General features: G+C 69.8%; 6 protein-coding genes. 2 read left to right on the top strand and 4 right to left on the bottom strand.

From position 1 onward, the window contains the following. The coding region (locus tag HR086_RS42545) for a hypothetical protein (protein WP_141649091.1) at window positions 1-829 on the top strand (829 nt) is incomplete at its 5' end. Window positions 830-937: 108 nt separating this feature from the next. On the opposite strand, the gene HR086_RS42540 is transcribed toward HR086_RS42545, so the two are convergent. The 3 genes from HR086_RS42540 to HR086_RS42530 all read right to left on the bottom strand — a co-directional run bounded on the left by HR086_RS42540 (window position 938) and on the right by HR086_RS42530 (window position 5484). Continuing rightward, complete coding sequence (locus HR086_RS42540; protein ID WP_141649092.1) at window positions 938-1420, bottom strand: peptidylprolyl isomerase; 483 nt, start codon at window positions 1418-1420, stop codon at window positions 938-940. A 110-nt stretch (window positions 1421-1530) separates the two neighbouring features. Further along, window positions 1531-3051 carry a ribonuclease H-like domain-containing protein gene (locus HR086_RS42535; protein ID WP_174468487.1) on the bottom strand — a complete coding sequence of 507 codons (1521 nt, stop codon included), beginning with the start codon at window positions 3049-3051 and terminating at the stop codon, window positions 1531-1533. Between the two features lie 15 nt (window positions 3052-3066). Then, window positions 3067-5484, bottom strand: coding sequence for a DEAD/DEAH box helicase (locus HR086_RS42530; RefSeq protein WP_254626699.1), 2418 nt, complete (start codon window positions 5482-5484; stop codon window positions 3067-3069). Between the two features lie 90 nt (window positions 5485-5574). Here HR086_RS42530 and HR086_RS42525 point away from each other — a divergent pair, with 90 nt between their 5' ends. Beyond that, window positions 5575-6822: an SLC13 family permease gene (locus HR086_RS42525; RefSeq protein WP_141649094.1), complete on the top strand. Its 1248-nt coding sequence runs from the start codon at window positions 5575-5577 to the stop codon at window positions 6820-6822. A gap of 27 nt (window positions 6823-6849) precedes the next feature. Here HR086_RS42525 and HR086_RS42520 read toward each other — a convergent pair whose 3' ends face one another. Then, a complete protein-coding gene (locus HR086_RS42520) occupies window positions 6850-7683 on the bottom strand; it encodes a hypothetical protein (RefSeq protein WP_174468486.1) in 834 nt (277 codons plus the stop codon). Between the last annotated feature and the right edge of the window lie 42 nt (window positions 7684-7725).

Genomic DNA, 7725 nt, shown 5'->3' with positions numbered 1-7725 from the left:
GCCCCGCCCCATCCCCAACGTCCGGTTGTACCTGACGAGCTTCAACCTCTTCCGCGTCAACCCCATTGGCCTGGAGACGCAGAACCGCCTGGTCATCCAGAAGCGGCTGTTCGACAGCGAGTCGCCGGTGATGCGCGACACGTTCGTCAACGCCGCGGCCCTCATCAAGGCCAACCCCGCCTCGCTCAAGGTGGGCCCGCAGTTCGAAATCCAGCCCATCGCCCTGCTCAACGTGCGCGCCAGCTACGAGTACACGCGCTTCCTGGGCACCATGGGCTTCCTCCAGTCGTATCCGAACCCGCTGCAGGACTTCTCGGATGACGCCCTGGACCTGCGCGAGGACAACGCCTACAGCACCAGCGGCCACCACTTCCTGGTGGAGCCGACGCTCCAGGCGAAGGTCGGCCCCATCGCGGTGCGCGCCAAGTTCAGCCTGGAGTACTGGAACCTGACGCTGCGCGATGGCGCGACGACGTTCTACGACCCGATGCTGGACTCGCTCCTGGCCGGCAAGGGCTGGGTCTTCACCAACGACTCGGACGTCGTCTACCTGTCCGGGCAGTGGATGGTGGGGGCGCGCTTCAGCGCCGTCTGGCCCCGTTACAACGAGGACCAGGGCGTCTCCGGCAACACCACCGTCGACAACAGCCACATGCGCGTGGGCCCGGTCGCCTCGTATGCCTTCAACACCGACGAGGGGACCATGTTCAACCGCCCCACGGTGCTCGGCATGGTGGCCTGGTACCTGAAGCACCCGAGCCGGCAGGAGGCCATGCCGTTCATGCTCCTCGGGTTCGCCTTCAACTCGGACCTGCTGGGCGGGCGCTGAGTCGTCCCAGCCGCGCTGAGCAGAAACCGCTCGCGAGGCCACACCGCGTGGCCTCGCGGAACGGGTGGGAAGCAAGGACCGGAAGGCCCGTCCTTCCCGCCCGGGTTGTCAGTGGGCGTCGTCCGGGCCGTGCGCGTGGCCGTGCTCCAGCTCCTCGGCCGTCGCGGCGCGGACCTCGCGCACGGTGACGTCGAAGTGCAGCGTCTTGCCGGCGAGCGGGTGGTTGTAGTCCACCACCACGGTGTCGCCGCGAATCTCCTTGATGAGGAAGTCCACCTCGTCCCCCTCGGGGTCCGTGGCGGTCAGGATGCCGCCCTCGGTCAGCTCCAGGCCCTCCGGGAACTCTCCCCGGGGAACTTCCTCGATGCCTTCGGGGTCATGCGGCCCGTAACCATCCTCGGGGGGGATGACCACTGACAGGGAGTCCCCCTTGGCCTTGCCCTCCAGGGCCTTCTCCAGACCGGGGACGACCTCCTCGTGGCCCTGCAGATAGACGAGCGGATCTCCAGGCTCGCTCTCGTCCACCATCTTCCCATCGCCAAGGTGGAGCCGGAAGTCGATGGAGACGACACTGTCCTTCGTGATTTTCATGGCGCCTCTCTTAGCGCAGGCCGGGGTCCAACGCTCCCATCATGTGCTCGGTCGACCTGCGGGTGGGCATGGGAGCGAGCCCACTCGCCCGAAACCGGACGCAAGGGTTTTCAGGGGCCTGAGCGCGGTGGTCGGGCACTCAGGTCCAGCGCGCGGCTCCGAGTACTCCGCTCGATGCGACCCTCCAGACGAACGATGCGGCGCCGGTGGTCTTCCGGCAACTCCGCCGCCGCCGACAAGCGCGCGTGGCTCAGCGCGCCCGCGAGGTCCTTGAGGGAGTGCTCGTACAGCTTGGTGAGCTCCAGGTGCAGCGTCGCCGCCTGGAATCCCCGAGCCGTGACCAGTGCCTGGAGCAGGTGTTCGGCCGCGACGAGGGGCTCCCCCGCCATGCGGGCCAGCCGGGATGCCAGGGCATGGGCCTCCACACCCACCGTGCCGGAGCCACCGGTCGCCGCCTGGGCGAAGGCCCGCGCCCGAGCGTGGTCTCCCGCCCGGAGCGCGACTCCCGCGAAGCCCAGGAGGTCCCGAGGGTCCTCACCAGGGAGCACGGCGGTGCCGTCCCCTGCCCGGAAGCGGCGCACCAGTTCTCCCAGGAGCGCGGCCAACAGGAGCAGGTCGTTGGCGTTGTGCTCCAACACGGGCGTCAGCGCCGAGCCGTCCCCGCCGCGCAGGTAGCGGAAGTACAGCTCCGGAATCAGCGAGCCGTCCACGTCGTCGACGCGGCGGTGTCCGAGCACCTGCTCCTCCACGTGGACCAGGCGCGTGCCCGCCCCCCGGTGCTTGAAGACGCGGCGAGCGCAGTGCAGCAGGTCCAGGTGCGGCAGCTCCGGGGGCGTCGCGACGCGGTTGAGCACGAAGCGCGTGCGCAAGAGCGGCCAGTCGAAGCTCTTGCCGTTGAAGGTGACCAGGCACGACGACATGGCCATGCGCGCGGCGAGCACGCGCAGCATGGGAGCCTCCTCGCCCAGCTTGCGCAGGAAGAGCTGGTGGACGCGCAACGAGCGGCCCTCGAACCACGCGAGCCCGACGAGGAAGGGCACGGTGCCGGTGCCGCCGGCGAGTCCCGTGGTCTCCGTGTCCAGGAAGAGCATCCGCTGGAAGTCCACCCCCGCCAGCTCCTCGTGCAGCGCGAGCCGGGCGACCAGGGCCCCTTCGACATCCAGCGCCCCGGCCACGGGCGCGGTGCCATGCCGATGCTCCGGGGACAGCAGGGTCTCCGACACATGGACCGTCCCGTGCGGCGTCTCCTGGGGGATGACGGGAAGCGGTCCCGGGCGAGGCTTCGCGGGAGCCGGGCCCCGGCGCGCGGCCGTCTGACCCTGGCGCTCGGACCAGTCCGCGAGCATCCGCCGGAGGGCCTCGATGCGAGGGTCCTTCGGAGAGGAGGGCTCGGTGTCCGACGGAGCCTCCGGGACACCCCGCCGCGCCATGGCCGCGACGTCTTCGGCCGGACTCGTGGGTGACGAAGCCTCCGAGGTCACACCATCGACGGGCGTGGCGGGTGGCCCGTCGACTCGCGCCAGGTCCTCCGCGCGAGGAGGAGGCTCGGGCAGCGTGGCCACGCGATTCGTCGCGGGCTTGCCTCCCGGGCCTACCCCCGTCAGTCGCGCCAGCTTTCGCTTGAGGTCCACGCGCCGGGTCTCCGTCTACTGCACGCCAGCGATGCCGAGCACCGACAGGAGCTCCAGCCCCAGTCGCTTGCGCGGATGCGGATCCACCGGAGCCTGTCCGGGCATGACGCCCGAGGCGGGACCGATGCAGGCGGGGCAACCCTCTTCGCAAGCGCAGGACTCCAGCAGGCGCCGCGCGCGCACGAGCAACTCGTCCCGCTGGTCGAAGAGCCGCGCGGCCAGGCCCACGCCGCCGGGCACGTTGTCATAGAGGAAGATGGTGGGGTCGAACCCCACGCCACCGTCCTTGCGCGGAGGCCCGTCCGCGTCGTCGCGGCTGCCGAGCGTCTTGCCCACGTCCCTCGGGTCGATCATCAACCCCACGCACGCCACGGTCCGCAGCGCGGTGGCCACGCCCCGGAGCGCGTCGATGACGGCCGGGCGCGGTGAGTTCATCGAGCGCACCACCGACTCCGGCACCGTCAGCCAGAGCGACGTGGTGTGCATCTGCATCTCTGGGAGCGCCACGTCGCCGTAACCGACGTTCTCATGCGTGTGGTACTTGATCTTCTTGTAGCCCACCACCTTCTCGATGACGCTCACCTCGCCCATGCCGGCCTGGAGCTCCGGGCCCATGGGCGCGCTCTGGTCCTCCTGGATGACATTCACGCGCACGTACGTCATCGCGTCCGTGAAGTAGTCCGGCGCCACCTTGCGGACGAAGGCCTTGTGGTTGTCGTAGTCGAACTGCTCGACCTGATACTGCTCGCCCTCGTGCTGGTAGATGGCCTGCTCGTGCAGCATCGTGTGCGCCGAGCGGAAGTCCATCTCCGCCAGCGTCCGGTCCGTGCCGCGCTCGATGATGACGACGTTGTCCCAGCCCACGCTGCGCAGGGACACGTGGTTGGCCGGGTACGCATCCGAAGACCAGTGGAACACGCGCCGGCCACCCTCCCCGGCCGTCGGATGCACCACCTCGTGCTGCGCGAGGAAACCCAGCGCCTCCGCCGTGGACTCCGGCGGCACGTCCCCGAAGGGCTCGCCCTCCTCGAAGGGCAGCTCGAAGGAGGCGCACTTGAGGTGCTGGACGAGAATCTCCACGTTGTCCGGGTCGATGCGCGCGTGCTCCAACGGCGCGCCGATGAGGAAGCGCGGGTCGGCCGCGAGGTACTGGTCCAACGGGGCGCTCGACGTCACGAGCAGGGCCAGGCTGCCCGCGCCTCGACGCCCCGCGCGACCGAAGCGCTGCATCAGCGCGGCGACCGAGCCCGGGTAGCCCGCGCACACCACGGCATCCAGCGAGCCGATGTCGATGCCCAGCTCCAGCGCGTTGGTGGCGACGACACAGCGCACGTCACCCGCGCGCAGCGCCGCCTCCGTGGCCCTGCGCGTGCCCGGCAGGTAGCCGCCCCGGTAGCCCTGGATGAGCGACGGGTCCAGCTTCTCCTCGACGAACCTGTCCCGCAGGTACTTGAGCATCACCTCGATGTTGTTGCGCGACTGGCCGAACAGCAGCGTGGACACGCCCGCGCGCACCAGGTCCGCCGTCAGACGCACCGACGTCTTCAGGTAGCTGGCGCGGATGCCCAGCTCCGCGTTGACCACGGGCGGGTTGAAGACCATGACCCGCCGCTCTCCGGACGGGGCGCCGCTCTCCGAGACGAGCTCGACGTCAGTCCCGAGCATCCGCCGTGCATGTGCCTGGGGATTGCCGATGGTGGCCGAGGCCGCGATGAACACCGGGTCCGAGCCATGGAAGCGCGCCACGCGTCGAAGCCGGCGCAGGACGTTGGCCAGATGCGAGCCGAAGACACCGCGGTACGTGTGCAGCTCGTCGATGACGACGTAGCGCAGGTTGGAGAACAGGCGCGCCCAGCTCGCGTGATGCGGGAGGATGCCCGTGTGCAGCATGTCCGGGTTGGTGAGCAGGACGCCCCCGCGCTCCCGAGCCGCTCGCCGCGCATCCGCCGGTGTGTCGCCGTCGAAGGTGATGGCGCCGTGGGACAGCCCCGCCTCGCGCATGAACGCGCGCAGGGACTCTTCCTGGTCTCTCGACAGCGCCTTGGTGGGAAACAGGTACAGGGCCCGTGCCTGCGGCTCCCGCGCGAAGCGATCCAACAGCGGCAGGTTGTAGCAGAGGCTCTTGCCGGAGGCCGTTGGTGTAGCAATGACCAGGTTCTTGCCGGCGCGGGCCAGGCGGAAGGCCTCGGCCTGATGGGAGAAGAGCTGATCGACACCCCGCTGGCGAAGGGCCTCTCGGACCTGGGGGGCCACCTCGTCGGGGATGGGGGCGAAGGAGCCCACCCGGGCGGGCGTCGCCTCGTCGAGCGAGAAGCAGGGCCCCAGCCCCTTGTCCGCCTTCCACTGCTGAAGCACGGTGTCCAGGCCCCGGGGGGCGTTCCAGGGGGTGCGGCGGGGGCCACCAAAGGCCCCTTCTTCCTTCTCGAACTTCATGGGTCGGGCACTGTACAGGCGTGTACCCGCCCGGACAACGCGAACGCGCCCAGGGCACGCGGGACGGCGCTCGGCTAGGGTGCGCCGCCCGTGGCCCTCGCCATCTTCCTGTTCACCTACGTCTTCATCGCCGGCGCCCGGCTCCCCTTCATCAAGCTGGACCGCCCTGGAGGCGCGCTCCTGGGCGCAGTGCTGATGGTCGTCCTCGGGGTCGTCACTCCCGCCGAGGTCTTCAACCACAGCGAGAACCCCGCTCGACACGCCATCGACGCGGACACCATCGTCCTGCTGCTCGGGATGATGCTGCTGGCGGCCTACATGTCCCAGGCGGCCTTCTTCCGCACGGCGGGCGCGTGGGCGGTGCGGCGGGCTCGCACGCCTCGGCTGTTGTTGCTGGCGGTGACGTTCATCTCCGCGGCGCTGTCCGCCTTCCTCGTCAACGACACCGTGTGCTTGATGCTCACGCCCCTGGTGCTCGCCACGGTGGAGGACGCGCGCCTGCCGCCCGTGCCCTACCTGCTCGCGGTGTGCATGGGCAGCAACAGCGGCTCGGTGGCCACCTTCACCGGCAATCCGCAGAACATGCTCATCCAGGGCGCGTCGGGAATCTCGTATGCGAGCTTCGCCGCGTACATGGCCCTGCCCGCGCTGTTGTCGACGGTCATCGTCGCGGGCGCGCTCGTCTTCATCTTCCGCAAGGAGCTGACGTCGACGCGCTTCGAGCCCCATCCTCCGCCACCGCCGGTGGACCGGGGGCTGCTGGCGCTGACGCTCACCGTCATGGCGGGCGTCGTCGTGGCCTTCTTCGCGGGCCTGCCCATGAGCTGGAGCGCGCTCGCGGGCGCCGCGCTGGTCATGGCCCTGTCCCGCAGGGAGCCTCGCGAGGCGCTGGAGCGCGTGGACTGGGTGTTGTTGCTGTTCTTCGCCAGCCTCTTCGTCGTCGTCTACGGCGTGAACAAGGACGGCTGGGCGGAGGACATCCGCCTGCTGTTCGCGCCGCTGATGACGGGGCCCTCGTGGAGGGAGACGCTGGGCTTCGCGGGGCTGACGCTGGTGGCGTCCAACATCTTCAGCAACGTGCCCTTCGTCATGCTCGCGCGCTCATGGGTGCCCGCGCTCCAGAACGTGGAGCTCGGCTGGCACGTGCTGGCGCTGGGCTCCACGCTCGCGGGCAACCTCACGCTGGTGGGCAGCGTCGCCAACCTCATCGTCTTCGAGGCGGCGCGCGAGAAGGTGGACATGAGCTTCCTGCGCTACCTGCGCGTGGGGGTGCCCGTCACGCTCATCAGCTTCGTGGTCGGGCTCGCAGTGCTCCTCCTGGAGCACGCCCTCTTCTAGGGCCCGCCCTGGAGTGCCGCGCCGACGCTAGGTCGGGTCCGGGTCGGGGTCCGGCAGCTCACCCGGGGCCAGGTCCGACTCGGCCGGCTTCGGGGGCTCCACCATCACCGGCGCGACATTGTCCGGCGACGAGGAGATGGGGTGGTCGGGAAGCGTCGGGCCCCCGCGCCTGTCTCTCGGCGTCAGGTCCTTCACGAAATCCAGCGCCACCTGGTCCAGCATGAGGGTCATCGCCTGGCGGAAGAGGTCGGGGTCCTTGCCCACCTTGAACGGGTCCAGGTGCGCGGCACCGGACTCCACCTGGTCCACGGAGAACGGGTGTCGCCACACCTCCGAGCGCCCATCCAGCGTGAACATCCGCCCGTACCCGCGCAGGAAGGCGCCCGCGTGGCCCTTCTTGCTGCGCATGCCGTACTCCTGCACGACGAACTCGACGACGGTGTCCGCGCCCAGCGGCGCCACCATGTCGTAGTCCGGCGCGTTCGCCGGGACTTCCTCCACCAGGAAGCTCTCCAGCACCGACGCCACGCGCGCCGGGTCCACCGTCGCCGTCCACGGCGCCTCGCGCGGCAGCTGCGTCAGCGTATTCACCCGCAGCCGCTCCGAGATTTCGAAGCGCGTCACCGCCTGCTGGAGCTTCACCGTGAGCCGTCGGTCCGCTTCCACGGGCTCGAGTTTCTTGAGCTTGTCGCCGTATGCGGCGTCTTCACGGAATACGAAGCTGCGAGGTCCCGCGCCGTCCTCGATGCGGGAGATGAACGCAGGGCGGCGCACGCGGTCCAGGTCCGCGCCGGCCAGCCGTTGCGACGCACAGCCAGCGACGAGCGCCAGCGTGAGAAACGGGAGGAGGCTTCGCGTCATGCCCTGACATTTACCCCATTGCGGGGGTGCCCGCCCCTTCCC

Source organism: Myxococcus sp. CA039A (genome assembly GCF_013336645.1).
Classification (GTDB): domain Bacteria; phylum Myxococcota; class Myxococcia; order Myxococcales; family Myxococcaceae; genus Myxococcus; species Myxococcus llanfairpwllgwyngyllgogerychwyrndrobwllllantysiliogogogochensis.
The sequence above is the reverse complement of the archived record's forward strand: the minus strand, read 5'-3'. Positions and strand labels throughout refer to the sequence as shown.

Excerpts from the sequence above, each read along its gene's own strand:
- HR086_RS42530 (WP_254626699.1), bottom strand. The coding sequence starts at position 5,484 with ATGAAGTTCGAGAAGGAAGAAGGGGCCTTTGGTGGCCCCCGCCGCACC.
- HR086_RS42520 (WP_174468486.1), bottom strand. The coding sequence starts at position 7,683 with ATGACGCGAAGCCTCCTCCCGTTTCTCACGCTGGCGCTCGTCGCTGGC.
- HR086_RS42540 (WP_141649092.1), bottom strand. The coding sequence starts at position 1,420 with ATGAAAATCACGAAGGACAGTGTCGTCTCCATCGACTTCCGGCTCCAC.